This is a genomic window from Kerstersia gyiorum (genome assembly GCF_048595715.1).
Lineage (GTDB): Bacteria > Pseudomonadota > Gammaproteobacteria > Burkholderiales > Burkholderiaceae_B > Kerstersia > Kerstersia gyiorum.
The window spans coordinates 1,364,001-1,390,233 of record NZ_CP169556.1 but is presented as its reverse complement, the minus strand read 5'-3'; the positions used below and the strand labels follow the sequence as shown (position 1 = coordinate 1,390,233).

General features: G+C 60.7%; 18 protein-coding genes and 2 pseudogenes. 4 read left to right on the top strand and 16 right to left on the bottom strand.

What is annotated here, in order from left to right; genetic code table 11:
• Positions 1–956: 956 nt before the first annotated feature.
• Genes hxsA through hxsB form a run of 3 tightly spaced genes read right to left on the bottom strand, consistent with a single transcriptional unit; the run spans position 957 to position 4,173 of the window.
• Complete coding sequence (hxsA, locus tag ACEW7X_RS06065; RefSeq protein WP_420177739.1) at positions 957–1,607, bottom strand: His-Xaa-Ser repeat protein HxsA; 651 nt, start codon at positions 1,605–1,607, stop codon at positions 957–959.
• A complete protein-coding gene (gene hxsC / locus ACEW7X_RS06060) occupies positions 1,604–2,734 on the bottom strand; it encodes a His-Xaa-Ser system radical SAM maturase HxsC (RefSeq protein ID WP_420177738.1) in 1,131 nt (376 codons plus the stop codon). The genes hxsA and hxsC overlap by 4 nt, the downstream gene beginning before the upstream one ends.
• Complete coding sequence (gene hxsB / locus ACEW7X_RS06055) at positions 2,722–4,173, bottom strand: His-Xaa-Ser system radical SAM maturase HxsB (protein WP_420177737.1); 1,452 nt, start codon at positions 4,171–4,173, stop codon at positions 2,722–2,724. The genes hxsC and hxsB overlap by 13 nt, the downstream gene beginning before the upstream one ends.
• A gap of 253 nt (positions 4,174–4,426) precedes the next feature.
• Here hxsB and ACEW7X_RS06050 point away from each other — a divergent pair.
• Positions 4,427–4,858, top strand: a pseudogene (locus ACEW7X_RS06050) (IS110 family transposase); the annotation flags it as partial.
• Here the strand turns inward: ACEW7X_RS06050 and ACEW7X_RS06045 are convergent.
• From ACEW7X_RS06045 to guaB, 3 genes and pseudogenes are all read right to left on the bottom strand, one after another.
• A pseudogene (locus ACEW7X_RS06045) lies at positions 4,844–5,164 on the bottom strand (integrase arm-type DNA-binding domain-containing protein); the annotation flags it as partial. The pseudogenes ACEW7X_RS06050 and ACEW7X_RS06045 overlap by 15 nt on opposite strands.
• Before the next feature lie 322 nt (positions 5,165–5,486).
• Positions 5,487–7,079, bottom strand: coding sequence for a glutamine-hydrolyzing GMP synthase (gene guaA / locus ACEW7X_RS06040; protein WP_130486846.1), 1,593 nt, complete (start codon positions 7,077–7,079; stop codon positions 5,487–5,489).
• Between the two features lie 136 nt (positions 7,080–7,215).
• Positions 7,216–8,676: an IMP dehydrogenase gene (gene guaB / locus ACEW7X_RS06035; RefSeq protein ID WP_068368868.1), complete on the bottom strand. Its 1,461-nt coding sequence runs from the start codon at positions 8,674–8,676 to the stop codon at positions 7,216–7,218.
• A gap of 468 nt (positions 8,677–9,144) precedes the next feature.
• Here guaB and ACEW7X_RS06030 point away from each other — a divergent pair, with 468 nt between their 5' ends.
• The 3 genes from ACEW7X_RS06030 (at position 9,145) to ACEW7X_RS06020 (ending at position 13,422) form a co-directional block, all read left to right on the top strand.
• On the top strand, positions 9,145–9,846 hold the full coding sequence (locus ACEW7X_RS06030) for a response regulator transcription factor (protein WP_130486845.1): 702 nt from the start codon (positions 9,145–9,147) through the stop codon (positions 9,844–9,846).
• Between the two features lie 9 nt (positions 9,847–9,855).
• Positions 9,856–11,016 carry a FecR domain-containing protein gene (locus ACEW7X_RS06025; protein ID WP_420177736.1) on the top strand — a complete coding sequence of 387 codons (1,161 nt, stop codon included), beginning with the start codon at positions 9,856–9,858 and terminating at the stop codon, positions 11,014–11,016.
• 96 nt (positions 11,017–11,112) lie between these two features.
• Complete coding sequence (locus ACEW7X_RS06020) at positions 11,113–13,422, top strand: CHASE2 domain-containing protein (RefSeq protein ID WP_420177735.1); 2,310 nt, start codon at positions 11,113–11,115, stop codon at positions 13,420–13,422.
• Positions 13,423–13,721: 299 nt separating this feature from the next.
• On the opposite strand, the gene ACEW7X_RS06015 is transcribed toward ACEW7X_RS06020, so the two are convergent.
• The 10 genes from ACEW7X_RS06015 to ACEW7X_RS05970 all read right to left on the bottom strand — a co-directional run bounded on the left by ACEW7X_RS06015 (position 13,722) and on the right by ACEW7X_RS05970 (position 26,147).
• Positions 13,722–13,970 carry a sulfurtransferase TusA family protein gene (locus ACEW7X_RS06015; RefSeq protein ID WP_068368878.1) on the bottom strand — a complete coding sequence of 83 codons (249 nt, stop codon included), beginning with the start codon at positions 13,968–13,970 and terminating at the stop codon, positions 13,722–13,724.
• Between the two features lie 17 nt (positions 13,971–13,987).
• Entirely contained in the window at positions 13,988–16,609 is a 2,622-nt protein-coding gene (gene alaS, locus ACEW7X_RS06010) for an alanine--tRNA ligase (protein WP_257741014.1), read from the bottom strand.
• A 60-nt stretch (positions 16,610–16,669) separates the two neighbouring features.
• Positions 16,670–17,737, bottom strand: a complete 1,068-nt coding sequence (locus tag ACEW7X_RS06005; protein WP_420177734.1) for a hypothetical protein — start codon at positions 17,735–17,737, stop codon at positions 16,670–16,672.
• The gene (locus ACEW7X_RS06000) at positions 17,734–18,432 is read right to left on the bottom strand and encodes a type 4 pilus major pilin (RefSeq protein ID WP_127773568.1); all 699 of its coding nucleotides are present in this window, start codon (positions 18,430–18,432) and stop codon (positions 17,734–17,736) included. The genes ACEW7X_RS06005 and ACEW7X_RS06000 overlap by 4 nt, the downstream gene beginning before the upstream one ends.
• Before the next feature lie 86 nt (positions 18,433–18,518).
• Positions 18,519–19,676 carry a hypothetical protein gene (locus ACEW7X_RS05995; protein WP_253103611.1) on the bottom strand — a complete coding sequence of 386 codons (1,158 nt, stop codon included), beginning with the start codon at positions 19,674–19,676 and terminating at the stop codon, positions 18,519–18,521.
• Positions 19,669–21,573 carry an ATPase, T2SS/T4P/T4SS family gene (locus ACEW7X_RS05990; protein ID WP_420177733.1) on the bottom strand — a complete coding sequence of 635 codons (1,905 nt, stop codon included), beginning with the start codon at positions 21,571–21,573 and terminating at the stop codon, positions 19,669–19,671. Before ACEW7X_RS05990 ends, ACEW7X_RS05995 begins: the two co-directional genes overlap by 8 nt.
• Positions 21,574–21,634: 61 nt before the next feature.
• Positions 21,635–22,186 carry a hypothetical protein gene (locus ACEW7X_RS05985; RefSeq protein WP_420177732.1) on the bottom strand — a complete coding sequence of 184 codons (552 nt, stop codon included), beginning with the start codon at positions 22,184–22,186 and terminating at the stop codon, positions 21,635–21,637.
• Positions 22,173–23,657 (bottom strand): hypothetical protein, encoded by a 1,485-nt coding sequence (locus ACEW7X_RS05980; RefSeq protein ID WP_420177731.1) that lies wholly within the window; start codon positions 23,655–23,657, stop codon positions 22,173–22,175. The genes ACEW7X_RS05985 and ACEW7X_RS05980 overlap by 14 nt, the downstream gene beginning before the upstream one ends.
• A 1-nt stretch (position 23,658) precedes the next feature.
• Positions 23,659–25,242: a hypothetical protein gene (locus tag ACEW7X_RS05975; protein ID WP_253103603.1), complete on the bottom strand. Its 1,584-nt coding sequence runs from the start codon at positions 25,240–25,242 to the stop codon at positions 23,659–23,661.
• A 50-nt stretch (positions 25,243–25,292) separates the two neighbouring features.
• Entirely contained in the window at positions 25,293–26,147 is an 855-nt protein-coding gene (locus ACEW7X_RS05970; RefSeq protein ID WP_420177730.1) for a TcpQ domain-containing protein, read from the bottom strand.
• Between the last annotated feature and the right edge of the window lie 86 nt (positions 26,148–26,233).

Here is a 26,233-nt window from a genome sequence, read left to right as displayed (position 1 = left end):
GAATCGTCACGAAGCGCAAGACATCACCAAGGATGGACAATGCCGCAAACTGCGGCTAAGTCTCATTCCCACACGAGTTGCCTGCTAATGCGGCAGTTCGTAGAGAGGCGGGACAGCGATTAAAAACGCCATGGCCTGCGCTGCCAATTCCAATTGGCAAGAAATCTCCAGGAAAATGAACGGCCATCGTCCGTTTCTTTGCCTGGCCCACAACGAGTAAATAAGGCTGCTGAAGCAGCGTTTCGAGGAAATGATGGATGCTTGGGTCCCTTTAGCCTTAGGTACGATAAAGTTCATCGTGCTGGGCACATGCTGTTTCTTCGCCATCAAATCTCATCGTGATGGAGCAAGAAAAGAAAAAGCGGAAGAGAAGGAACGAGAGAAAAAGATGAAGGGATTGCAGTAAGCCAGCCCCCCCGGCTAGCACCCACAGTCTTCGTGGTTGAGCAGCCTGGCTTTATCTGGCCAAATTTCAGCAATCGCTCCCACCTATAGATCTGCTGGGGCAGGTTGCAGGCGGCCCCCACTCCGATGGTCATCTAGCCATTTTTGTGCCCATACATCAAAGGTTTCCACACCTTTGATGCGTGCTTGGTTGAGCGTTTTTTCTTGGTGCTGGGGCTTGCCTGGCTTTGACCGGTTGGCTCGCGAGTCCGCCTGTGTAACACCGCCCTGGCCATATCACCCCAAAACGATTTCTCCCCTGGCAGCCGTAGGTGCTGTCGTTGCAGCAGAACGAGCTGATAACAGTAACGTGACGGCCGCTAAAGCCCCCCCCTACCATTCACCCTGCACCGCTTGTCTTCCCGCTTGAGATGAGCAGTTCAGCATCAGCGTAACTCATGAGATTGACAACCCTTAGCACCTAGTTTGATGCCAGGCAAAACCACGCTTCTGGCGGTCGATCACTAGTCGACCACATACACCCAAATATGGGTGGTCATCTTTATATCTCATCAGTTCACAGCAGGAATACCCAGAGCATTCAGCGTATCAGTCGTCATTGTCCCAGTAGTTGGAAGAGCCTTAATCATTTGAAACTGCCGCAAAGCTTGTACCGTCTGCGGTCCCATCACACCGTCAATAACACCTGTATATAGCCCAATAGATGTCAGCTGGATCTGCACCCGCATAACCTGAAGCTTGAGCTTCTCACTACGAGTCATTTCTACTTTAGCAGCACCAGCTGGAGGACTAGTCGTAACTCGATCAGTAGGCGCTCCCCTCAAGGGGGCAACATTGCGCGGAAGCGAACCTGAATCTAGATTCGGTACAGCACTCGGAGAAGACGGGGACGAAGGTGCCACTGACTGCGACGGACTAGGCAAAGGTGCTGTGCGTACTGGTGTTGGAGCGGAATAGACTCTACCACTAGAACCAGAATAGTGCGATCTGTGGCTAGAATGTGACCTATGACTCGAATGCGAGCGATGCCCGGCAAATAGATTATCGTAATCGAAGTTCAAAGGACGCAAAGGCACCGCTTGAGGCTCATTGAGTGCATCAAAAGTGAGATCAGAAACAGTGCCGGCTGCATCGGCCGAATTACCAGAAAACGGTGTAATACCAGCAAGGAAAAGCCTTAGGTTCTTGACGAAACGGCTCATACCGCATGCTCCTTGATGAAATGTACCTTTTTTGAGGGCTTCCAGCCACGCTCATACCACGCAAACAAACCTGAGCAATCGGGCTTCACATCACAGGCCTCACATTCCGGCGTATAGACGGCCTTCCAATCTGAAATACTGCGATGTGCATACTGATGAAGATCTACCGGAAGCGCACATAGTGGCGTGTTCATGAAAAGAAATGGTATCGCGTAACGCGTCAAATGGCGCGCTGAACGTCGTAACGTTTCATGCCAATCCACAAGATCGACTTCACACAGATCCCGGTTGGCCAACGCAAATCCTATCGGCTCACAGGCCATCAACGCAACTTCTTTCACAAAAGGCAAATTTCGACCAATGAAAGCACATAGCTCTGGAAGAATTTCTAGAACGGGTCTAATGAGAACGATACGAAGCTGAATGGGTTGACGGTAAAGCTGTAAATTGAGTAACCCTTCAATCGTTTGCTCATATGCCCCAGGCGCTTGCACCACGAAATCGTGAAGAAAATCTGCATGGCCATATAAGGGCACCAACCAGGTGGTAGAAGTACGCAAATCGGACAAAATGGATCGGCTCAGCTCCTCTCTGGCAAGCAATCGGCCATTAGTCAAAACTTCAACTCTTGTTCTCGGATGGTCATCTCCAATGCGATCCAAAACGTCGCGCAATTTCGTTCCGAGCAACAATGGCTCACCACCACTTAAGCCGATAACGACGGGCGAGTCCGCCATATGTCGCACGACATCCAACGCTTCTTGCACCATCCACTCGTCATCAATTTGAGTCGGAGGTTGCGAGCACATGAGGCAATAGCTATTGCAGCGATTGGTTAGTTGCAAACTATGGTGCATATCCGAAGGGCGATGTAGAACAGCTACTTCGTCGCGGTTACTCAACCGGACTACAACGTCCCCCGCATGAACACCACTCGACTCAATCCAATCGACATTGAGCAAACCAGCCGCCTTGAGTTGCTCCACACATGCCCGTTCTTCATCAGAGCAAACAATTACCAATATTCTCAAATCAGGCTGCCATTGTGCCGCCAGATGATTATCGCTAACCAGACGCCAAACACCGCCACCGACAGAATCTCCAAACTTGGCTTTTATTCGACGCATACACCCTCCTCTTTTATCGTAGGGCGGGCCCAAGCATAGAACAAGTCCATCAGATCATCATCGGCGGTACGTATTTTTTCAAAGAAAAAATCGAATAGCCATTGATGCCTCAGGCAATGCTCCGTTGCCAACACTGGCGCATCAAACCGACCGAACTGCGCCTGAGCATCAACCGGGTTAGGGGCACAAAAAGACTGGAAAGCACAGGTACGGCAACCGTCAATATCAGCGACTGTACTTGCTGAGACCAGCGCTCGTTGAACCGACGACGATTGCAGCGCATCCAATGGCGTTCCGATCCGCCCAAGTCGCAAGGAAACATCGCCTGACTCTGCAAGCATGCGTGCCTCATCACTAGGATAGACATAGCCATCATAGTTGTAGGCCAGTACACTTTGTCCCGCACCTGTTGGGCTTTGAAGATCCACATAGCCCCCGTCGAATGGGGAAAGGATCTTGTTCAAAACAATTGATGCATAGACCTCACGCAGCGCCACTCCTTCTCGGTTCCAATGAAGTACCCGAGCAAACGCTTTGCGATAAAAATCTTCGAACTGTGCAGGTTGATATCCAAGCAACGCTTGATTTCGTTTTGCAAAACCATAACTGCTTAAGGGACGCAAGAATATGTCATGAAAGCCCAGCTTAACGTACTCATCTACGATAGCCTCTGGAAACGCCAGCGATGCTTTTGTGGTCGTCATGAGCGCTGAAACAGCATCATGGCCTAGGACATTTCGTGCCAAGTCGATTCCAATTAAAGTTCGCTCGTACGCGTTACGACCAGGGATGGGACGGTTCCGGTTGTGCAAAAAAGCTGGCCCGTCAATGCTTGTGGATAACAAAACGCTATGCTCTCGTAGGAAACTACACAGAGATTCATCAAGTTGGTGGAGCGTTGACGCAATGACAAAATTTATTTTTCTTTTATGAAAACGATTCAGCTCTTCAATGCGTAGGATCGCTTCTTGCACAAGATCGAACCGCAACAAAGGGTCTCCGCCCTGAAACTCTACTGTCAATGATAGAGAGGAACTTTGGAAAATTGCCTCGCAAACTGCGAGCAGATCTTCCTTGGACATCGTATGTCCGGTATCGCTTAGAGATCGGCTGACCTGACAGTATTGACAGGAGTGCGCGCATAACAAGGTCGGCACAATAATGTGTAGGCTGGGACCAGACCGCACAGTCTCATGACGCGCAGATCTACGCGACACCAATAAGCGCTGACTACCAATCTGATTACGAGGCCCGATGAAAAAATGGGATTTTAGCCTTGCTTGCTCCTCCAGAGGTAAATCTTGGACACGCCCACTACCCAAAGCTTGTACCTGACCATCGTCCAAGAACAGATGATCACCGGAAGAACTAATTGCCAGCCAATTTTCCCCAATGCGGCGAATATTATATGGCAATATTTTTATAGCGCCACCCTCCACAAATGCCTCCTATCCCCAATACTCGACGCAGACGAACAAACAGCCCACGAATTCCAAGCTACATGTGTTTACTATAGTTTATATCATTTTTATCTTTTATTATGCAATCAACCTGCGATCAGGAAGAGCACCGGAAGAGTATCCCTTTATATAACAACGCAAGCAATCGAATAGAAGCCTCTACCCGAAACACGGCATAAATATACCAAAGTGGAGTTGTCATCAACCACTGAATCCGGTAGAGGTATCCATCATGCAGATTACGACGATTGACGTTGATTTGGCAAAAACCGTATTTCAAATTCATGGAGCTGACGCGCGAGGGAAAACGGTGTTGCGTAAGCAGTTACGGCGTGAGCAAGTGGAGGTATTTTTCGCGAACCTTCCGACGTAGTTGATTGGAATAGAAGCATGCGGCAGTGCACACCATTGGGCTCGGAAGTTGCAAGCACTAGGCAACACCGTGCGGCTCATCGCACCACAGTTTTTCAAGCTTTATGTACAGAGCAATAAAACCGATGTTGCCGATGCGTAGGCAATCTGCGAAGCGGTGGCCAGACCGACGATGCAATACGTGCCGATTAAAAAAATCGAGCAGCAGGCTGTGCTTTCGCTACACCGAACGCGCCATGGTTTCGTTAAGACACGTACTGCACTACTCAGACTAACCAGCGATCTGATAGCCGCGTAACCACTTCTGAGCCTGGGCATCGAAGGTATCAGCATCTTTGACGCGAGCCTTGTCACGGGCTTTCTCTTTAGCCGGAAACTTGTCTGCCGCGCTCATCTTTTTGACTTCGCCAAGTTGCTCACGCACCTCGGCCAATCTGATGCCACCAAAGCCGTGACCGTCCAAACGTGATCCTCTCCTACCTGCCGAGGATGCTGTAGTTGTAGCGAAACGAGATCGCGCCGGCAGGCGTGATGCAGCATAGAGAGCATCACAGTCATTCACCTTATACAGATTGTCCTGGGGTTTGAGGTTGCGCAGCTTAGATCGGCCAGAATCAGGGAGGCTCCAGGCCTATAGAAATACCATGATTAAAAACCTAGCAAATGGCCAAAAAACATTCATTTAAAACAACATATCATCTATTTTCAATACCATACCCTGCTTGATTTAGCCATCATGGTATCCAAGAAACTCATGGTATCTAGCACCCATGATACCAAGTTTGATGCCACAAAAAATACATGCCTGGCACTGCCAAGCGGTGCCAGACAATGCCACACCAAAAAAGAAAAAAGCCCGCAATTACGCGGGCTTATCGGCTTTTTATGCCATCAGGTGCCTGGCCGTACCAGACGTAGAATCACTCCCACTCAATCGTCGCAGGTGGCTTGCTCGATACATCGTAGGCCACGCGGTTGATGCCGCGCACTTCATTGATGATGCGACCCGATACCTTCTTCAACAGCGAGTACGGCAGTTCTGCCCAGTCTGCGGTCATGAAGTCGGAGGTCTGCACTGCCCGCAGGGAGACGACGTATTCGTAGGTGCGGCCGTCGCCCATGACGCCTACGGATTTCACCGGCAGGAAGACGGTGAAGGCCTGCGAGGTCAGGTCGTACCAGCTTTTGCCGGTTTCCTTGTCGATGGTGTTGCGCAGTTCTTCGATGAAGATGGCGTCGGCGCGGCGCAACAGGTCTGCATATTCGCGTTTGACTTCACCCAGGATGCGCACGCCCAGGCCGGGGCCGGGGAACGGGTGGCGATAGACCATTTCATGCGGCAGGCCCAGCGCGACGCCGAGTTTGCGCACTTCGTCCTTGAAGAGTTCGCGCAGCGGCTCGAGCAGCTGGAGGTGCAGCGTGTCGGGCAGGCCACCTACGTTGTGGTGCGATTTGATGGCAACGGCCTTGCCGGTTTTGCTGGCGGCCGATTCGATGACGTCCGGGTAGATGGTGCCTTGGGCCAGCCAACGGGCGTTGGTGAGCTTGCCGGCCTCTTCCTGGAAGACTTCGACGAATTCACGGCCGATGATTTTGCGCTTGGCTTCGGGATCAGAGACACCGGCCAGTTTGCCCAGGAAACGATCGCTGGCGTCGATGTGCACAACCTTGACGCCCATGTTGCGCGCAAAGGTGTCCATGACTTGTTTGCCTTCGTCCAGCCGCAGCAAACCGTGGTCGACGAAGACGCAGGTGAGCTGGTCGCCGATGGCGCGGTGAATCAGCGCCGCCGCGACGGAAGAGTCCACGCCGCCGGAGAGGCCCAGGATGACTTCGTCGCTGCCGACCTGTTCGCGAATGCGGGCCACGGCTTCCTCGACGTAGTCGGGCATGTTCCAGTCGGCGTCGCAACCGCAGATGTCGCGCACGAAGCGCGTCAACATGGCCTGGCCCTGTACCGTGTGGGTGACTTCCGGATGGAACTGCACGGCATAGAATCCACGCGCTTCATCAGCCATGCCCGCGATGGGGCACGACGGCGTGGAGGCCATCAGGACGAAGCCCGACGGCAACGCGACGACCTTGTCGCCGTGGCTCATCCAGACTTTGAGCATGCCGTGGCCGGCGTCGTCGCGGAAGTCTTCGATGCCTTCGAGCAACTTGGTGTGGCCCTGGGCACGGACTTCGGCATAGCCGAATTCACGATGGTCGGAGAAGCTGACCTGGCCGCCCAGTTGCTGCGCCATGACCTGCATGCCGTAGCAGATGCCCAGCACCGGCACACCCAGCTCAAAGACCGAATCCGGCGCCTTGATTGCATCCGCACCATAGGCCGAGGCATGGCTGCCCGACAGGATGATGCCCTTGAGGCCCAGGCCTTGCTGCTCGCGCAGGAATTCGTTGCTGACGTCGCCAGGATGGATTTCGCAATACACGCCAGCCTCGCGCACGCGGCGGGCGATCAGTTGGGTGACCTGCGAACCGTAGTCTAGGATCAGAATGCGTTGGTGCATGGAAGAAGAGAGGGTAATTAGTCTGGTCGGTTGTGCCAGTGAAGAGGATTTCCCTGGCGCTCCGGGCCGCCGCCCAAGCCGGGCGGCGCACGCCGAAAAGAAAAACAGCCTCCTTCAAGGAGGCCGTCATGTCACATCAGTCAGCCCGGTAGTTCGGGGCTTCCTTGGTGATCTGCACGTCGTGCACGTGGGATTCGCGCACACCGGCTGCCGTGATCTCGACGAACTCGGCCTTGGTGCGGAGGTCCTCGATGGTCGCGCAACCGCAGTAGCCCATGGAGGCACGCACACCACCCACCAGTTGGTAGATGATGGCCAGGACGCTGCCCTTGTAGGGAACGCGGCCTTCAATGCCTTCCGGTACGAGCTTGTCGACGTTGTTGGCGGGATCCTGGAAGTAGCGGTCCGCCGAGCCTTTGCTCATCGCGCCCAGGCTGCCCATGCCGCGATAGGACTTGTAGGAACGTCCCTGGAACAGCACGACTTCACCCGGCGACTCTTCGGTGCCGGCAAACATGCCGCCCATCATGACGCTGGAGGCGCCAGCCGCCAGTGCCTTGGAGACGTCGCCCGAGTAGCGCACACCGCCATCGGCGATGAGCGGTACGCCCGTGCCTTCGAGTGCCTTGGCAACATTGGCAATCGCCGTGATCTGGGGCACGCCGACACCGGCGACGATACGCGTGGTGCAGATGGAACCCGGGCCGATACCGACCTTGACGCCGTCCGCACCGGCCTCGGCCAGCGCCAGCGCTGCTGCACCGGTGGCAATGTTGCCGCCGATGACGTCAACATGCGGGAAGTTCTGTTTGACCCAACGTACGCCTTCAATCACGCCTGCCGAGTGGCCGTGCGCGGTGTCAACGATGAGCACGTCTACGCCAGCCGCGACCAGCCGGGCCACGCGTTCCTGCGAATCGCCGCCGACGCCGACCGCAGCGCCAACGCGCAGCTGGCCCTGGGCGTCCTTGCAAGCGAAGGGATGGGCCGTGTTCTTGACGATGTCCTTGACCGTCGCCAGGCCGCGCAGCTCGAATGCGTCGTTGACGATGAGCACGCGTTCCAGTCGATGCTTGTGCATCAGGGCCTGCGCTTCATCCAGCGTGGCACCTTCGTTCATGGTGACCAGACGCTCCTTGGGCGTCATGATCTCGCGCAGCGGCAGGTCCAGGCGGTCTTCGAAGCGCAGGTCACGGTTCGTGACGATGCCGACCAGGGCCTTGCCCTGCACCACCGGCAGGCCGGAAATGCCGTGCTGCTCCTGCAGAGCGACAGCATCACGCACACGCATGTCGGGCGTGACGGTCACGGGGTCGATGACAATACCGAACTCGTGACGCTTCACACGCGAGACTTCACGCGCCTGCTCTTCGATGGATAGATTCTTGTGAATGATGCCAATCCCGCCCTCTTGCGCCATGGCAATGGCCAAGCGCGCTTCGGTCACGGTATCCATGGCGGCCGAGACGAAGGGGATATTGAGGGAAATGTTGCGGGTGAGGCGGGTGGTCAGGGAGGTGTCCCTGGGCAGCACTTCCGAATATGCCGGCACCAGCAGCACATCGTCGAAAGTGAGCGCTTTTTGAATTAAACGCATGAGGATACTCCGGGCGCAAAGCAAGATTATACGCTCATGTGGCCCAGCTGTCCCCCCCGGTGTTGCTTAAGGGACAAAAACACACTGTGCCACCCTGGCATGAAAGCGTCAAAACATGCACAATTTCGTCAAAAAAACGATCAATGATGCAATTTTTGGAACTTTCCGTCGCATATAGTGATCCAAAAGCCTGCCCTACGGGAATTCAGGCATCAGACACAAACATGGCCTCAGATAGAACTAAACAATCGAAAATATTGGATAATAGATAAGTAACGCCCAAGTAACGCCCGCGCGCCCGAAAAGTCGTATTCTTTTTCACTTCACCGGTAGAAGGCACCCGCTCGTGCCCAAGACGGTTGCCTTCGACGTGCGCCCACGTTTTATGCGCGCCATCAAAGGCAATGGCAAAGCGTTGACAGGCCCGACCGCCCTACCCTTATCCCAGCAGGAAACATAACAGATACCATGCGCGAACCACACATCGCGGTGCTCGAGGACGATCCCAGCCAGGGCGCCCAAATGCAGCAAACACTACTCCAGGCAGGCTTCCGTTGTACGCTTTTCCGCGACGGCTCCAGCATGCTGGCCGCGGTGCGCAGCCAGAGCTTCGATCTGCTTATCCTGGATTGGAACCTTCCCAATATGGATGGCGAAGAGGTCCTTAAAAAGATCCGCAGCCGCCATGGCGTAGCGCTGCCCATCATTTTCGTGACCAGCCGCACGGATGAGAACGATCTGGCCCGGGGCCTGCAATCCGGTGCGGACGACTACATTACCAAGCCCTGGCGCAAGGTGGAGTTGCTGGCGCGCATCCGCGCCCTGCTGCGACGCGTCTACCCCGAGGAACCGGAACAGGGTCTGCTGACCTTTGGCCGCTACACGATAGATACCGGCAGCCGCACGATTTCCCTGGACGGCACGCCTGCCGTGCTGACACCCAAGGAATACGAGCTGGCGCTGCTGTTCTTCCGCCAGGCGGACCAGCTGCTGTCGCGTGCCATGCTCGCAGATGCCGTCTGGAACCGGGAAATTCCCCCGACTTCGCGCACACTGGACACCCACCTGTCCAACATCCGCCAGAAACTCCAGCTCCGGCCGGAAAACGGCGTGCGGCTGACGTCATCCTACGCACTGGGCTATCGCCTGGAAATCATTACGGAATCCTGAATCTCCATCATGACCGACTCCTTTCTTCCTCGTCACCAGGCGCAAGCCGGTGCTTTGTCCTTGCGCCAGAAACTCGCCGCCGGGTTTGTGCTGTTGGGCTGCGCGATCCTTCCGTCCGTGGCCCTGGCCCAGCCGGCAGGTACCGACAAGGAAGATTTCCTGTATTACGTACGCAAGGACGACACGCTGGGCGATCTGGCCAGCACGTATCTGCTGGATGTCGGCCGCTGGAAGGCCCTTGCGGAGTTCAACCGTATCGCCGACGAATTCCGCCTGCCCATAGGCAAGCAGTTGCGCATCCCGTTGTCCTGGATTCCGCGTCTCCCAGCCACTGCCGTGCTGGAGTACGTGCAGGGAACGGTGCTGGTCAATGGCGCCCCTGCCAGCAATGGGCAGGCGCTGGCAACCGGCCAACGGCTGGAAACCTCGGCTGGCAGCGCCGCCGCCATCCGCCTGCCGGACGGCGGTTTCGTTGCGCTTCCCGAGGATAGCCAGCTCAACGTTGAACTGCTGCAGCAATTCGCTGGCACAGGGCTGATTGATTCCGTCGTCGCCTTGGAACAGGGCGACCTTGAAACCGAGGTATCACCGCAGCACGAAGGCGTCGGACGCTTCGAAGTACGCACACCGGTAACCATTACAGGCGTACGCGGCACGCGCTTTCGGGTGCGCGTCGATGAAAGCGGCACCATCAACGAAGTACTGGACGGCCAGGTACAACTGGCCTCAGGCCCCTCCACCACACAGGCCGACACCTCCCGACGCGTGGCCGCGGGGTATGGCACGCGCGTCAGTGCCGATGGCAGCTCGCATCCCATTGTTGCCCTGCCGGCCGCCCCGGCCATCCTGAGCAGCCAGTCCGAAGGCGGCCAATGGACGGTGGACTTTGCCCCGGTGCCCGGTGCTGTTTCCTATCTGGTGCAATACAGCCACGACGTCCAAGGCAGCCAGATCATCGAACGCCAGACACTGGCAGCGCCCCCTTTGCAGGCTCGCCTGACCGAACCGCGCTACTACGCCAGCATCATTGCCGTCGATGCGCAGGGTTTGCGCAGCCCGGCCAGCCGTGCCGTTGCCCTGACGGGTTTCAATAACGCGCTGATCAGCTCCGATGGCGCCCCGGTACTGTCGGGCACCGGTGCAGTGGTTGTGCTGCAGGCCTATCACTGACACAGCTGGCAGCATCACCGGCACCCGGACACACGGCCGCCGGTGACGCATGCCATCCCGGCTCGCGCCTTCCCCTGAAACCCTGCCATAAGCGCCATGCCTGAACGCGCCCCACGCTTCTCGCGCCGTGCCCTGCCCGGATGGGGACTGGCACTTTTCCTGAGCCTGCTGCTGGGCGGGCTCAGCCTGCTCAATGGCCTGGGGCGCATTGACTACCTGATCTACGACAATCTGCTGCGCACCATCGAACACGATGCGTCGCCGGAGATCGTGTTGATTGCCATCGACGACGGCAGCCTGGAGCAACTCGGCAACTGGCCCTGGCCGCGCACCACCCACGCCCAGTTGCTGGACCGCATCGCCGGCGCCAGCGCCGTGGCCTTCGACGTCATTTTCAGCGAAGCGGACCGCTACGGCGGGCTGGAAGATACGCAACTGGCGGCAGCCATGCGACGCCATGGCCATGTCGTGCTGCCCGGCATCCTGGATGCCAGATCCGGCCAGATCATCCCCCCCACCCAAAAGCTGGCGGATGCTGCCACCGGCATCGGCTACATCAACATGCAGCCCGATACCGACGGGGTGGCACGCCGCTTCATGCCGCGTAGCCTGGATGACGCCCCCCACCTGGCAGACGTGCTGCTGACGGTAGCCGGCCAGCCGCCGAGGCATCATACGCCGCCAGGACAGTCGGCGTTGCTACGCTATGCCGGCCCCTCCGGCCAGTACACCATGCTGCCCTATGCCGCTGTGCTGCACGGCAAGGTGCCGCCGTCCTTCTGGAAGAACAAGCTGGTCATCGTGGGCGCTTGGGCGACCGGCCTGGGCGACAACTTTGCCACGCCGATGTCGCGGACTGGCGTGGATATGGCAGGAATGGAGATCCTGGCCAATATCGTGCAGTCGCGCCAGATGGGCCTGGAAATTCAAGCCTGGCCGGTCTGGGGCATTTTCCTGATTGGCCTGTTGCCCGTCCTGCTGCTCTACCTGGCGCTGCGCCGCCTGTCACCCCGGCATGGCTTATATGCCGTCGGGCTGGCGTTCGGCGCCACCCTGCTGGGTAGCTGGCTGCTGCTGCGCTACGGCCAGATATGGGTGCCACCCGGCGCAGCATTGGTGGTGATTGTCATCAGCTATCCACTCTGGAGCTGGCGCAGCCAGGAAATGGCACTGCGCAGCCTGGACAGCACCCTGGCCATGCTGCGCCAGGAGGACCAGAATTTCCCCGAAATTCTGCAACGCCAGCGGCGCGTCAGCCAGCATGTGCTCGACACACGTATCAATGAACTCGGGCTGGCGCTGGAACGCGTGCGTAACCTGCGCGCTTTCCTTTCCAACAGCCTGGAATCCACACCGGACCCGACACTGATCTGCAACCCGGACGGCACCCTGCGTTATTTCAACCGCGCAGCCGCCCAGTATTGGCAACGCCTGCCCGGAGAACAATCATTGGCACTCGGCCTGCCCATCCTGCCGTTGCTGCAAACGGTGTTCCCACGATTACCGGCCGAGCGCCTGGAGAACTGGCTCGCCGGGCATGAAAACGAAGCAGGCCCCGAAACAGCGGAGCATACGCTGGAAAGCCAGGATAGCGCCGGCACCGACTGGCTGCTGCAACATGCCTGGCTGCTGACCCCAGAGCAGGAGACCACGGGTATCGTCATCGCCATGAACGATATTTCCGTGATCCGCAATATCGAGCGTCGCCGCGAGCAAAGCCTGAGCTTTCTATCCCACGACATGCGTGCGCCGCAGAACTCCATTCTGGCCCAGATCGAGCTGCGGCAACAGGAATCCCCCGGCCCCGACGAAGCCAGGACGCTGAAGCGTATCTCCAATCATGCGCGCCAGACCCTGGAACTGGTCGACGGTTTCGTGCAACTGACCCGTGCAGAATCCGCGCCGCTGAATCCACACGATACCGACCTGTACGACATGCTGTGCGAGTGCTGCGACAACTTTTTCAGCCTGGCCCAGGCCAGCCAGTTGCGCATCAACATGACGCCCCCCCCGGAACAGGCGGCCTGGCTGAGCGTGGACGCAACCATGCTGCGCCGGGCAATCGGCAACCTGCTGCACAACGCCATCAAGTTCAGTCCGGCGGATACCACCATAGATTGCGGCCTGAACTGGGAGGCTGACGGACATCGCTGGGTCATCACGATCCGCGACCGCGGGCCTGGCGTGCCGCCGGAAGACCTGCTGACGCTGTTCGAAGCCTTTACCCAGAACGCCACGGGAACGGCTATCCGCAACCCTGGTACGGGGCTGGGCCTGGCCTTCGTGCTGACAGTCGCCCAACGGCACCATGGCACAGCCTGGGCCAGCAATGCCGCAGATGGCGGCGCCGTCTTCCATATTGCGCTGCCCATCGTCGCGCAGCCCGAAACCATCGAAGCAAGCTGAAAATACTGGCCCCCGGCTGGCAAGATTTGGCCGGATAACGGTGATGTTCGCTCACCAGCCCTAGACCCGCCCCATCGGACGTCCATGTCAAATATGGCATCCATGAAACGCTTTCACGGACGTATTTCCACATTCGGGTTGCCTGATGCGAAGCCGTGCCATCAACAGGCAGGCAAGCAAGGCCCCCATGTGTGGGAGCTGCCCGCATCTGGGTAGCAAGTACCCCTACTACACAAGCCAGGCTACTGCCAGCTTACCTGCAGCCCGGCATGAGCCAGGCTGCAAAGCGTAGAAGCAGATCAAGCGCTGCGGCGCTTGAGGTAATGCACGCAACGAGCCCCTTCGTCGCGTTGCAGCAGCAAGGTATTGCCCGTCTGCCTGGCGAAAGCGTCGAAGTCGCGAACGGCGCCAGGATCGGTGGTCACCACCCGCAACACTTCATCCGCCTGCATTTGCGCCAGCGCTTTCTTGGCACGCAGGATGGGCAGCGGGCACTTCAGCCCGCTGGCGTCCACTTCTTGCACGAACTCAGGATCAACAGCGCTCATGATCAGTCGTTCCCGCCTTACAGCTTCGCTTCCACCCAGGCAGCTGCGGCCTTGATCGCCTCAGGCAGCGCAGCGACATCACTGCCACCGCCCATGGCCATATCGGGACGGCCACCACCCTTGCCCCCGATGCGGCCAGCCAGTTCTCCCACCAGGTCGCCCGCCTTGATGCGGCTGGTGAGGTCCGGCGTCACCCCGGCCACAAGGCTGATCTTGCCCTGGTCATCCTGGGCTGCCAGCAGCACGACGGCCGAACCGAGCTTGTTCTTCAACTGATCCACCGTGCCGCGCAAGGAACGGGCATCCACGGCTCCCAGCGATTCCACCAGCACCTTGACGCCGCCGATGTCCTTCGCCTTGCCGGCCAGGTCATTGCCTGCACTGGCCGCCAACTTGTCCTTGGCCTGCTGCAGCGATTTTTCCAGGCTGCGCAGCTGATCCTGCAGCTGGGCGATGCGCGCAGGCAGTTCCGCCGGCTGGGTCTTGAGCACCGCAGCGGCCTGCTGCACCTTGCCATCAAGGTCCTGCACCCAAGCCAGCGCATTGCTGCCGGTGACGGCCTCGACACGGCGCACGCCAGCAGCCACGCCGCCTTCGGCGACCAGCTTGAAGAAGCCGATTTCACCAGTGCTGCGGACATGCGTGCCACCGCACAATTCGCGGGAGAAACCAATATCGACGACACGCACCGTATCCCCGTATTTTTCGCCGAACAGTGCCATCGCGCCACTCTGCACCGCATCGTCATAGGCCATGATGCGGGTTTCAACCGGTTCATTGAGCAAGATTTGCTCGTTGACCAGTTTTTCAACCTGCGTCACCTGCTCTGCCGTCATCGGCGCGTCATGGGCGAAATCGAACCGCGTCTTATGGGGGTCGACCAGCGAACCGCGCTGTTGCACGTGGCCGCCCAGCACGTCGCGCAAGGCCTTGTGCATCAGGTGAGTCACGGAGTGATTGCGGGCGATACGCACGCGACGGCCGGCTTCTACCTGGGCATCTACGTGGTCACCAACTTTCAGGACGCCTTCTTCAAGCGTGCCATGATGGCCGGACACGCCCGCCTGGATACGCAAGGTATCTTCCACCGAGAAGCGGACACCCTGCGCCGTCAGCTCACCAGCATCCCCGACCTGGCCACCGGCTTCGGCATAGAACGGCGTGGCATCCAGCACCACAACGGCAGCCTGCCCGGCCTGCACCTGTTCCACAGATGTACCGTCCACGTACAGTGCCACGATTTCAGCGCCTTCGGTACGAAGCTGGCCATAACCGTCGAAACGCGTCTGCCCGCCGTCATAGACCAGGCCTTCGGTCGCCTTGAACTTGCCCGCCGCGCGGGCTTGCTCGCGCTGGCGCGCCATCGCTTTCTCGAAGCCTTCCAGATCGACTTCGACATGACGCTCACGGCAGATATCCGCCGTGAGATCGACCGGGAATCCATAGGTGTCGTACAGCGTGAACAGCGTCGTGCCATCCAGGGGGCTGCCTGCTGGCACCGCCGCCAAGGCGACTTCCAGGATACGCATGCCGTTTTCCAGCGTTTCACCGAAACGCTCTTCTTCCTGGCGCAATACTTGCGCCACCCGTTCGGCCGCCTGGGCCAGTTCGGGGTAGGCATCGCCCATTTGCGCGACCAGGTCAGGCACCAATTTGTGGAAGAACGGACGGTTCTGGCCAAGCTTGTAGCCATGGCGCAGCGCCCGGCGAATAATGCGGCGCAGGACATAGCCACGGCCTTCATTGCCGGGAATGACACCGTCGACGATCAGGAACGAGCAGGCTCGGATATGGTCGGCAATCACCTTGAGCGAATTGTTGCCCAGGTCGGTCACGCCGGTTTCGCGAGCGGCTGCAGCGATCAGCGCCTGGAACAAGTCGATTTCATAGTTGGAATGCACGTGCTGCAGGACTGCGGCGATGCGCTCCAGGCCCATACCCGTATCCACACAAGGCTTGGGCAGGGGATTGAGCGTTCCCGAAGCATCGCGATCAAACTGCATGAACACGAGGTTCCAGACCTCGATGTAGCGATCGCCATCCTCTTCCGGGGACCCCGGAGGGCCGCCCCAGACGTCCGGACCGTGATCATAGAAAATCTCGGAACACGGGCCACAAGGACCAGTATCGGCCATCTGCCAGAAGTTGTCGGACGCATAACGCGCACCCTTGTTGTCGCCGATGCGGATGATGCGTTCCACCGGCACGCCGACTTCCTTGGCCCAGATGTCGTGGGCTTCATCATCCTCTTGGTAGACCGTGACCCACAGCTTGTCCGCCGGCAGGCCATACACCTTGGTCAGCAATTCCCAGGCATAGTGGATCGCGTCACGCTTGAAGTAGTCTCCGAAGCTGAAATTGCCCAGCATTTCGAAGAACGTATGGTGGCGCGCGGTGTAACCCACATTTTCCAGGTCATTGTGCTTGCCCCCCGCACGCACGCAGCGCTGCGAAGAGGTAGCCCGCGTATAGGGACGGGCATCCCGCCCGGTGAACACGTCTTTGAACTGGACCATCCCCGCATTGGTAAACAGCAGGGTAGGATCATTGGCAGGCACCAGCGACGACGAAGGAACAATCGTGTGTCCCTTGGACTGGAAGAACTGCAGGAATTTCTGGCGGATTTCTGAAGCTTTCATTGCTGCCCGAGGCATGAATTTGGCGAATTGATCATTATAGGCGCTGTCAGGTATCCCGCCCTACCGCTGGCACAGATAGACAGAGACTTCCTCACCCCGATCATTGTTCGGCTTCAGCACGCTCACGTGGATGGCACGAAAGCCGGCCGGACAACTGCATTGGCCTGTCATGGGATTGAGCAAGGTCCCCCGGCAACCAAAGCGATCGCTCAGCGAGTACATCCCGCCGAAACCGCCCGCAGCAGAATGCTGCCAGCGACCGTTGGCGCAAAGCAACAGTCCGCCGCCCTGCACGTCGCGGGCCAGCAAGCCGGCCTCGGCGCAAGCGCCGCCCTGGCCCGCCTGCCCGCCGAGCTTCAGATATTCGTCGGCTTCAACTCGCCCAGCGGCTCGCAACGTACCCATCACAGCCGTCCGGCCGGCAACGGACAGATTACCCTGCAAGGACGGATCGCGCGTATCGCGCATGCGGACGAATTCCCCCAGGCGGGTGGCATCCAGCGCGTAGTACACACCCACCGTCCCGGCAGGCAGGCGCGTACCATCCGGCAGTGGATTGGGCACATCGAACAGGGCGCCACGCATGCGCTCCGGCCTGTGCGGCCATGTCATGCCGCCGCGCCCCTGCAACTGCGCCAGTGCGTCGGCACGACGGGTCATGTCGACAGGCGGGCGGGAAGCCGCCAGCGGCAGGTAGGCCATGGCCTGCAACATGCACCCAGCCGTGTCAGGACAACTTCCCTGGCGCCATATCCGTATGTCTGCCCCCACCCCCCAGGCGGACTGTTCCGGAAAGGCTGCGGGCAGATAGCCAGATTGTTTGAGCTCCGCAATCGTGGGCGCCAGGCGATTGGCATAGCGATGCTTGAGCGACGCCAGCGGGTCGGCCAGCCCGGCAAATTCGTCTTCCAGCATCTGCGATATTGCCTTGCCGACCTCACCGAGCCAGGCGCCGACAGCCGCACTGCGTACCGACTCGGCACGGTCCACCCAGTAACCCGCTCCCCAGGCGGCCAGCAACACAGCGACGGCCGCCGCGACCATCAGTTCGAGCAAGGCAACGCCGCGCTGCGCTGCCCGGTTTACCTGGCGGGACGGCACGTGGAACACATACCGGTGCGAGCTCATTGCACAGTAAAGACAAAGCTGTTGACATCCCCGTTCTGGCAATAGGATTCCGCCTTCAAGGGGTTATAGGCAAGGGCCGGGCTGGCGGCCGAATTCTTTACCTCGCCACTGGTTTTTCCGCCGGAAATACTGATCACGCTGGCGACCTGCTGCAGGATGGACGCCAGCCCAGGGCAAGCTGCGTGGCTGACATTGATGAGGCTGAGCCGGAACGCGCTGCCGTTACCAGCACCAGCGGCACTGGCAGGAGCCAGCGTCACCGTGCCGCTGGTGCTGCCCGCACCGCCACCCAGGCCATGTTTGACGATACCCGTGGCCCCCTCTCCCGCCACGCGCAATACGCTGGAATCCTTCATGGCATTGACCAGCACACCGTTGTTCACTCCGGCGTACGGCAAATCTCCTGCGCCATTCGCCCCCACGCGCATACGCACCATGAAGCGCAACAGTTCATCCCCCACCTTGGGCACTTTGTTTTCCGTGATGTAGTTGCCGATCATGGGCACGGCGACCATGGAAATCAGCAGGATGATGGCTCCGACGATAGATATCTCTATCAAGGAAAAGCCGCCTTGCCGCCAGGGCAGTGGCTGGTCTGGAAACCCATGCCGGCCTTGCAATGCCTGTCTTTCGGGCAGGGGACGCGAACGGCTGGTGGCCAGATGGCGCGGCAGCGATTGAATAACTGTTTGCATGAGGGCTCCCGGTTGCTGTGATGGATCAAGAAAGCACTTACAGGACACCGCCCCGCAAACGTACGGCGTCTGGTTGGGGTATGGCATCAGCTCGCTCCCGCCGCCTGGTAATTGGCCAGCGCATGGCGCAGATCGTCGATCACCATGTAATGCCAGAACAGCAATGCGAGCACCCCAGCCGCCGCAAGCAACAACAGGCACCAGCGCCAGAATTTGGCCCGTCCCAGGACGCCGGCTGCCGCCTGTGCTTCCAGCTGCGCCTGGATTTGCGCCATGCCGCCGTCCAGGCCGTCTGCTTCCAGCATGTCGTCCAGCATCCAGCGCGTCTCACGTTCAAACAGGCCCGTGGCGAACATCTCCCGTACCTGCCCGCCGCGTGCCAGTGCTTCGCTCATGCGTTCGACATGCCATTGCAACCAGGGCGGCAAAGCATCCCACAGCAGGTCCAGTTGCTCGCGCAAGGGCATCACCATGCCGGCCCTGGGCCGCAGCAGCACCTGCAGCAAGGCCAGGAACCGCACGGCATGGAAATCCCGATGCAGGCGCCAGGGCGCCAGATAGTCCAACACTTGCCGCAACCGGCCACGTGCATGGGTAAAGCTGGCAGGCAGCAGAAACAACAGAATTACCCCTGGGGCCGCCAGCCATGGCCAGACCTGTTCCAACCCGTTGGCAAAGGCAAACAGCGCACGAGCGGCCTGCCCGTAATAGGCCGTCGGCATGTCGCCAAACATGGCCGCCATGTGCGGCGCCGTCCAGACCGGCACTGCCAGCAGTGTTGCAAACAGGATCAGGCAGGCCAGTAACGCAACCGCCAAGGTCTGCCGCACGCCCGCGCGTATTTTCAGGATCAAGGCAACCGCCTGGGCCATGTCCCGCAAGGTCTGGCGCAAAGCCTCGCCCCCCGCCTGCTGCGCCACGTGCAGCAAACGCAGCTCGGTGGCAGGAAACACGCCTTGCCACAATTGTTCAAGATCGCCCCCCTGCTGGGTGCAGCGTTGCGCCCATTGACCGCTCAACCAGCCACGTGCTTCCCATCGGCCATATCGCCTGGCGTCGCTCTCGAACAATGTGCGCAGGGTACGCCCCTGGTCCTGCGCCAGACGGCCTGCCAGATAGCCGTAATAGCCAGCACGCCGGCGGCGCATTTCTGCGGCAGCGACGCGCTGCCAAAGCCGCTGCGCCCCGTCGCTGAATACACGCCACATACCCGGCATATCACCGCGTTGCAATGGCTCAGGCATGCGCCACCCCGCTTTGGCTCCGGCTGGCAAACGGCTGGAAGGCCGGCTCGATATCCCTGGGATCCACCCAGCCCATCCAGGCTTTGTACATGGCGCATTCCATGGCGCTCTTGCCGCGCATATCGGCGCTATTCAGGGGACTGCGGCAGCCGGCATGCCATGCCTGCATGGCCGCCTGCACATCCCTGCGGCGCAAGGCTTCGAGGAAACCCGGTGTGCGCTCGGGCTCAATGATTTCCGCTGCAACCGTGCGTCCCGACCAGCCATTCAGCTGGGGCAATTCCGGCCTGCGGCAAGCCTCGCAGCCCGCGCTGCAACGTATCTTCAGCGTCTGCGCAACAGCATCGGCTCCGACGCCATACAACTGTGCCAGCTGCGCCAACCAGTCCGACCAATACGCGCCGTCCCGCCAGCAGCCATCGGCAGCCTCTCCTCCCGCCAGCAACTGCGCCAGCGGCTTGGCGCAATGCGGACACAGGCGCGGCAGCAGGCTCTGGTAGACCAGCAGTTTCAGTACGCCTGGGGCTGCCAGGAAATCCCGGGAAACGCGGATGAAATCGGATGCCAGGCGTTCGGGAATAAGGGCCGCGCTGCCCGCGTGGACAGTGGTGTAGAGGCTCATCCCGGAACCCGCCAGATCCATGAAGGCCCGGCCCGTCTCGGCATCGCGCACTTCGCCTATCATCAGATCATTCATGGCGCTGCGCTTCAGGGTACGCAACTTGACTCCGAATACACCGTGGTCTTCACCATCCAGCCTGCGCCCCAGCGTATTCTGCAAGGCATTGGGAATCAGGTATTCCACGGGGTCTTCCAGCGTGACGATCTTGCGCCCCGCCGGCAGCGAACGGATCAGGCTGGCAAGCGTCGTGGATTTACCCGAACCGACAACGCCGGCAAACACCATGGCGCCCCCTTGCGCCAGCCGGGCGCGTTCCAGCAATTCCACCTGCCCGGGCAAGTACCCCAGCGCAGCCAGGCCGGGCAAGGGCTCGCTCGAATCCAGCCGCAGCAGCCGCAGGCAAACCGACGGCCCGGCATCGGTTGCCAGCGAAGCCCAGCGCAGCATCACTGCCGCGCCGCCGACTTCGTGCCATATGCTGCCCTGCTGCTCGGCAGTCGGGTCGAATACGGCGCCATTGCCGCCACGTACATCCATCCATGCCACCGACAACATGTCCAGCAGCAATGCGCTGGATAATTGGCGATAGGCCCTGGGCGAGACATAGCGTCCAGTGACCGTGAAGTACACGGATGACACCGGACGCTGTGCCTCGACATTGATGTGAATATCGCTGGCATCGTGGACCAGTGCCCAGGCCACCATCTGGTGGAACACGGCCACCAGGCCGGATTTCCGGGGGTCGCCAAGCACATGCCGCCGCCGTGATAACGCCCCGGCGTCTATCTGGCCGCGCACCAGTGCCAGCAGCAGCGGCAAGGACAGCACCCGGACGGGCTGCCGCTGCAACCGATAGCCGCGCGCCTGGAGTTGCCGCAGGCATTCCGCAACACTGTCGCCACCCGCTTCGTCGGCGCAGGCAAATACCGCCACGCTGCCGTCTTCGAACTGCACCGGACATAAGCGCGCCGCCAGCGCACCCGCCCCCACTTCCGCGGCCAACACCTTGCGAAACGCCGGTTGCAGGCGCGCCAATTCATCCTGGCTGTCCAGCGCGGCCTGCAAAGGCCCGGGTGCTGATGTCGTATCGACGGCGGGACGTTCCAGACTGGCAACACCTGCCCCGGAAACAAGCTCGTGGCAGACATGCTCCCGTTGTTCCCGCAACCTGGCGTCAGGCGCCTTGAAACCAGACGCAGCCGTTCCGGACACGGCGGCCGTTGCTACCTTGATACCGGACACGCCACGCTGACGCATCACCGCGCGGCCCCACATCCCATGCCATGGCGGCAATCGCCATCGCAACCCTCTGTACAACCAGGCAAGCGCATTCATGTCAGCGATCCTCCCGGGCGTCGGCATGCCAGCACACATCCGTACGAACGCCTGCGCGGCGCAGGCCGACGCAATTGCCATGAAAAGAAATCAGCCGGAATCCCGCCACGCTCTGTGGACGCAAGCGGCCTGAGGAATCGGTGGAAAGGATGTGTCGTTCCCCCGCAATGTCGAGTTCCGCCGCCCTGAACCTGCCGTTGCCGTAGATGGCGCGCACGCGCGGCACTGACGGCTCTGCGACCGCCTCGCCGGCGGTGGATACCTGACCAGCCCTGCTCTCGCGGCCTGTCCCTGGCGCTGGCAATTGCCTGACATCCGGCTGCAGGGCCTCGGCCTGCCACGCTCGCGTGCTTTCCCGGTCCAGCCAATCCCGCAATGGCGCCCCATCCAGCCAGCCCTGCCCGCTGGCTGGCGCAACGCCTTCGCCTGGCAGGTCCGCGCCATGCGCCGCGTCCGCCAGCATCAATGCCGGTGCCGACCACTGAACCGCGCACAGAACAAACGCCCTGGCGCGGCGCCACTGATAACGCGACGCCCATTCAATCGCGGCCATAGACCACTCCTTGCAAGTGCGCCACCAGGCGCGATTCCGTTTCTTCCGGCACCATGGAAGGCGGACGGACCTCCACCATGAGTCTTTCCCACGACACCGGCCAATGCACATCCTGCAAGAGCGGCAGCCCGCGCAACGTCCCTGATATCGCCACGGCCCGTTCTTTCAGTACGGGCATGCCTGGCAACGGCGCCAATGGCATGCCATCCGGCCCCACCGGCTCGGGCAGACTGACCGGCTGGCTGTCTCCCAGGGTGATCCGCTCAAACACCGGTGCCTGACGCTGCAGCACGGCCACCGGCCCCGCCAGCAGGCTGGCCTCGGCGGGCAGGCGGCGCCAATCCATGAGCCGCCCGCCCGAGACCTGCCATACCACCCGAGCCTGATCAAAGCCGTCATAAGCCACCTGCCACTCCCCGGGCCAGCGGTGCAGCAAGCCGTTGTTGTCAGCCACCCCGACCGCCCTGCGATAACGGCCGGCGCAACGCCAGCCAACGAGATTCACCCGGCATTCAATCTGCTCCAGCAACCAGCCCTGGCGACGTAGCGGCAAGGCAGCCACGCCCTGTAACAAGCCTCTCAGTGCCGCACCGTCATGCACCCGGCGCGGCGCGGCATAGTCGTCATACACGCCCTGCCAGGCCTGGACAGCCAGCTGCTCCGAACTGTCGTCAGGCGGTACCGCAGGGGCGCGGGACAACTGGGGCGCCAGCAACCAGCCGGCAACGCCGATGGTGGCGACCAGCCCCCACCATGACCAGTGCATGCCCGTCGGCACGCGCACCAGGCGCGCCGCTGTCCAATCCTGCGCAAGCGTCGCTCCACCTGCCTGCCCGTCCTTGGGCAACAGGTCGCCAATGGCCAGGCCAAGATCGGTTTCAAGCAAAGCCGGGTAGCGCTGCTGCAAGGATCGCAGTGCCTCGGCGGCTTCTTCCGGGGATGGATACCAACGGTCGGAGCCCGAGATGACGACACCGTCATGCACGGCCACCAACCACACGCCCCGTGTCCCGCCATGCAGCCGGATGGCGAAAGTTCCATGACCGCAGCGTTGCGCCACCAGCAGCGCTGCCGCATACAGGGGCCGTGCACGCAGCCCCCTCCATTGCAAGCGCACGCAGGCAACACTGGCAGCCAGATCGCCGCGCCAGGCGTAGTGCGTCGCCCGCAGGCTGCGCGCCCGTTGCAATGCCTGGCGCGGAATCTGGTTACCCAATAGGGGCCGCCAATCCAGGCCGAACAGCAGCCAGGCCTGGCCAGCGGCATCCTCGCCCACTTCGAGCGCAGCGAGATCCGGGCCCAGGTCTACCCAGTGCAGCCCGGCCATGGCATGCGGGGCTGGCTGCTCCGGTTCAGGCCCGGCTTCCGGATTCGCACCAAAATGCCCAGGCTGCGACAAGGAAGCAGGCGCATTGCCCGCCGCATGGCCTGGCCCTGCCGGATACTCGTCCCGCCAGTGTTCTCCGGCCATGTCAGAAGCCCTCTTCCTGCTGCGCCGACACCAGCAGCAAGGTTGTCCGCCGACGCTGCGCCGCCTGGTCCTGCCCACCTGCCGCCAGGGGCCACCCAGGCGCCACGCGGCGCGATGACGATTCGTCCTCGTTGCGCTCGAAGCCGGAGATCACCATCACCTGCCCGGGCCGCAGTGCCACCTGCTGTACCGCGCCATTGCCATCGACGGTAATCTGCTGAATCTGCACCTGCTGCCCGGCTTCGCCAAAGGTGACGCTTTGCAGGGGTTGCGCCACGCTGTTGTCATAGGCAACCGACAACAGGATCTGGCCATTGGCCTGGGCATCCGGCAGCAGTGTCAGGAATACGCCCACTGTCGCTTCCTTCTGGCTGATGGAAACCGACGGCAGCGACACTGCCGTGCCACCGCTGCCTGCCGCAGCCACTGCCGTGGTCTGCACTTCGTCGATATACGAGAAAGTGCGACGCACGGCATGCGTCACCGGACGGCGGTTCAAGGTATAGATGGGCACCCGGGTATGGCGCACCACCTTGCCTGCACGCTTGACCGCATCCAGAATGGCGCGGGAACCCTGGAGGCCGCCACGCTGCAAACTGGCGCCGGTCTGGCCGCCGGCATCCGTTGCAGCAAGCCCGCCAGGCATTGCCGCATGCAGCAGCGCTCCGCCACCGGCATAAAGCAGACTCCAGTCCAGCCCCTGGCGGTGCTCGTCATCCAGTTCAACCGTGATTTCCTCGAACACCAGCTTGATCCTGCGTGTCAGCGCCCGATTTTCCTGCTCCAGGAAACGCGCCACCCGATCCAGTGCCTCAGGCGTGTCCGTGACGACAACGGACTGCCCGCCGCCCGGTACTGCCGCCAGCACGCCAGCCCTTGTCAACATGGGCTCGAGGCGCGCCTTCAATGCAGCCATGGCATCCTCTCCTCGCAGCGCCAGGGTGGTTTCCGCTTCACTTTTGAAGCCGTCGGTTTCGCTGCTGGAAGAACGGCCCAACCTGACATCGGTGCTGGCGTCCAGTGTCAGCAATCGCACGTCAAAGACCCGGCTTTCCGTTCGGAAGAAAATGATGGCGCCATCCGCATAGCGCCAGGACAGGTTGAGCCTGTGGGCCAATGCATCAAGCAACTGCGGCAGGGGCCGCGGCCCGCTGGGCAGTTCCGGCGCCAGCTCGGCATCGGCCTGCGGCCCGCCATCGACGGCCAGGCGCGGCAGAAAGGACGCTGCAGGCAACAGGGCTTCGGGCGCAATCCGGACGGGAATGCCTGTGGCCCGATAGATGCGCTCCCCGAGCAAGGTCAGGCTGCCGCGCTCAGGCGTGAACAACAAGGTCGTGTCGATATCGCCACGCAGCGCAGGCGGCAAGATGGCATCACGCGCAAGAGGCTGCGCCGGCCCCGCCAGCCAGGGCTTGCCCACCAGTTGCGCCGCCTGCCGCGCTGCCGGATCGAAGGACTCACGGAAGGCTTGCGCGTGGCGCGTCTGCACCGCTTCGCCAGCCGCCACGCTGGCGTCGACCTGCTGCAATGCCGGCGTCATCGAGCACCCCGTCACGGCGCCGGCCAGCGGCAACAACAGGGCCAACTGTCTGATGCCATGCCCTGCGGCCGGCCACGCTCTGTGCTGTCTCCTGTTCATGCCGCATCCTCGCCATGACCGGGGTGGCGGTCGCATGGCTGGGTCCATGCCACCACGCGCAATACTTGATTGCTGTAGAAGCACGGCTGCAGCGGCCTGCCGGACAATTCCGTGGATGCCAGCAACTGACGCACCGCCTGCATGAAATCGCCGCCGAAAACGGCATTGCCGGCCAAGGGAATGTCCATATCTACATCCCAGTGCCAGGTATCGAATGTCCAACCGGCACGCCTGGCCCACTGCGCCAGCACCCGCCGCATGTTGCCATCGCTGGTCGCGACAGAATAATTGGCGTCGTCGCCTGCAGCCGCATTGCTGCCATCGGCCGTCGATATGGAGGAGCGCTCATCCATGGCAAGTGTGGTCGGTAGGATGTCCGGTACGGCATTGGCTGCACCAGCAACCACTTCAGCCCCATGTGCCGTGGCTGCGGCCTGCGCCAGCATCAGTGGCTGGCCTCGCTGCGCCCCGGTGTACTGCGCCATGGCCTGCCGGCTTCCGCCCCGGAACAACAGCGCCGGCCATACCCCAGCGACCCGTAAATAGGGGCCCGCAGTTTCATGGGCAGCCAGACGCTCGCCCTGGCCGTCCGCGACAAAAATGGCGGGCAGGGTCTGGCCGGGAGGAAACTGCAACCAGGTATCACGGCCATCATCGAACACCTGCAACGGAGCCAGTTCGCGCTGCCCCGACAGGCGCCAGGCGAAGTCATAACGCCCGGCGGTCACGGCCCCCGGCCAGGCAGGAGGCGTCACCGCCGGCTTGGGCAGCGCGCAGGCGCCCAGGCAGAACGGAACCAATATGGCAGGCAGGCCAGAAGAAAGGCACCGCGTTGTTCTTCGCGTTCTCATGAGTGATCCGGCTCCATCGCATGGGCTGTTGGAATGGCACCATCATGGCACTGCGAATCAGTCGCAAAAAGATCGGCTTATACCCA

Coding starts and splice junctions, on each gene's coding strand:
- hxsA (WP_420177739.1), bottom strand. CDS start 1,607: ATGAGCCGTTTCGTCAAGAACCTAAGGCTTTTCCTTGCTGGTATTACA.
- hxsC (WP_420177738.1), bottom strand. CDS start 2,734: ATGCGTCGAATAAAAGCCAAGTTTGGAGATTCTGTCGGTGGCGGTGTT.
- guaA (WP_130486846.1), bottom strand. CDS start 7,079: ATGCACCAACGCATTCTGATCCTAGACTACGGTTCGCAGGTCACCCAA.
- guaB (WP_068368868.1), bottom strand. CDS start 8,676: ATGCGTTTAATTCAAAAAGCGCTCACTTTCGACGATGTGCTGCTGGTG.
- ACEW7X_RS06030 (WP_130486845.1), top strand. CDS start 9,145: ATGCGCGAACCACACATCGCGGTGCTCGAGGACGATCCCAGCCAGGGC.
- ACEW7X_RS06025 (WP_420177736.1), top strand. CDS start 9,856: ATGACCGACTCCTTTCTTCCTCGTCACCAGGCGCAAGCCGGTGCTTTG.
- ACEW7X_RS06020 (WP_420177735.1), top strand. CDS start 11,113: ATGCCTGAACGCGCCCCACGCTTCTCGCGCCGTGCCCTGCCCGGATGG.
- ACEW7X_RS06015 (WP_068368878.1), bottom strand. CDS start 13,970: ATGAGCGCTGTTGATCCTGAGTTCGTGCAAGAAGTGGACGCCAGCGGG.
- alaS (WP_257741014.1), bottom strand. CDS start 16,609: ATGAAAGCTTCAGAAATCCGCCAGAAATTCCTGCAGTTCTTCCAGTCC.
- ACEW7X_RS06005 (WP_420177734.1), bottom strand. CDS start 17,737: ATGAGCTCGCACCGGTATGTGTTCCACGTGCCGTCCCGCCAGGTAAAC.
- ACEW7X_RS06000 (WP_127773568.1), bottom strand. CDS start 18,432: ATGCAAACAGTTATTCAATCGCTGCCGCGCCATCTGGCCACCAGCCGT.
- ACEW7X_RS05995 (WP_253103611.1), bottom strand. CDS start 19,676: ATGCCTGAGCCATTGCAACGCGGTGATATGCCGGGTATGTGGCGTGTA.
- ACEW7X_RS05990 (WP_420177733.1), bottom strand. CDS start 21,573: ATGTGGGGCCGCGCGGTGATGCGTCAGCGTGGCGTGTCCGGTATCAAG.
- ACEW7X_RS05985 (WP_420177732.1), bottom strand. CDS start 22,186: ATGGCCGCGATTGAATGGGCGTCGCGTTATCAGTGGCGCCGCGCCAGG.
- ACEW7X_RS05980 (WP_420177731.1), bottom strand. CDS start 23,657: ATGGCCGGAGAACACTGGCGGGACGAGTATCCGGCAGGGCCAGGCCAT.
- ACEW7X_RS05970 (WP_420177730.1), bottom strand. CDS start 26,147: ATGAGAACGCGAAGAACAACGCGGTGCCTTTCTTCTGGCCTGCCTGCC.